The organism is Nocardiopsis sp. NPDC055879 (assembly GCF_053615935.1).
This window is the reverse complement of sequence record NZ_JBSHCT010000114.1, coordinates 1-1,034: the sequence shown is the minus strand read 5'-3', so window position 1 is coordinate 1,034 and position 1,034 is coordinate 1. Positions and strand designations below refer to the sequence as shown.

At 70.2% G+C, this 1,034-nt stretch carries 1 protein-coding gene; it reads right to left on the bottom strand.

Translation table 11 applies throughout. From position 1 onward, the window contains the following. Positions 1–827 (bottom strand): alpha/beta hydrolase (locus ACWGKS_RS30125; protein WP_452525133.1); only part of this gene is annotated, 827 nt, incomplete at its 3' end. Between the last annotated feature and the right edge of the window lie 207 nt (positions 828–1,034).

Sequence of the window (1,034 nt, the reverse complement as noted above, 5' to 3'; positions counted from 1 at the left end):
CCGCTCCCTTCCAGGGTGTCCCTGTACAGCTCCAGGGTCTGTCCGGGTGGGGTACTGCGGTCGTGTTCGGCGATCACCCCCAGGAAGGGTTGTTCGAGCCGCGCCAGGTCGGGCAGGGGGTCGTGGCCAGCCAGGCGGAAGGCGTCGGCGCCCACCACGTGGCGGGTCAGTCGCCCGCCCAGGTCGTCGAGCAGCCGGTCCGACACCCCCGCGTGGCGCAGCCGGACCTGGTTCATCCAGATCTGTGTGCGGTCCGGTGGCAGCGCGCTGGGCGCCGCCGCCACCACGAAGTCCACCTCCGCCGATCGCACCCCCGCCTCGATGACGGTCCAGCCGCCCTCGCTGTGGCCGTGCACCCCCACCAGGTCGGAACGGACGTCGGGGCGTTCGCGGAGCAACCGGACCCCGGCGACGGCGTCGTCGGCGAGGTCGGGCAGTGAGGCCTCGGAGAGGCCGTATCCGTCGGCCTCCCCCCTCTTGTCGTAGACCAGGGCGACCACGCCGGCCGCCGCGAAGACCTCGGCCACCGGCAGGTACGTCTCCATGGGCACGCCTGCGCCGGAGCCGGCGACGAGCACCACTCCGGGGTGTTCGTCCTCCGTGCCCTCCGGGGCGAGAACGGCCCCGCGCACGGTGCGCTCCCCCGCCGTGAACTCCACTGCCACCTGGCTCACCCCTGACGTCCCGCTCTCACGCTCCTCCCGTGGCGGAGCACCGGGTTCGTCGGGGGCGGCTCGGGCCGGGAGTGCCAGGAACACACCCAGGAGCAGTAACGGAAGGGGAAGCAGTGCCTCCAGGAGCACCGCTCGCTTTCGGGGGGCGGACATCGGGTCACCTCTCTCGGTTCGGGCATCGACCACGGTTCCCCATACACAGGGATCTGTGCACAAAAAACTGTGCACACCTTATTGTGCACACCCCTCGCCTCCGGTCAAGGGCTTGCACAGAAACCTGTGCACAACTACGTTGAGCCCCATGAGCCCAGCCTCGGAGCCCAGGACGATCGACGACCCGTCGGTCCTGAAATCACTCGC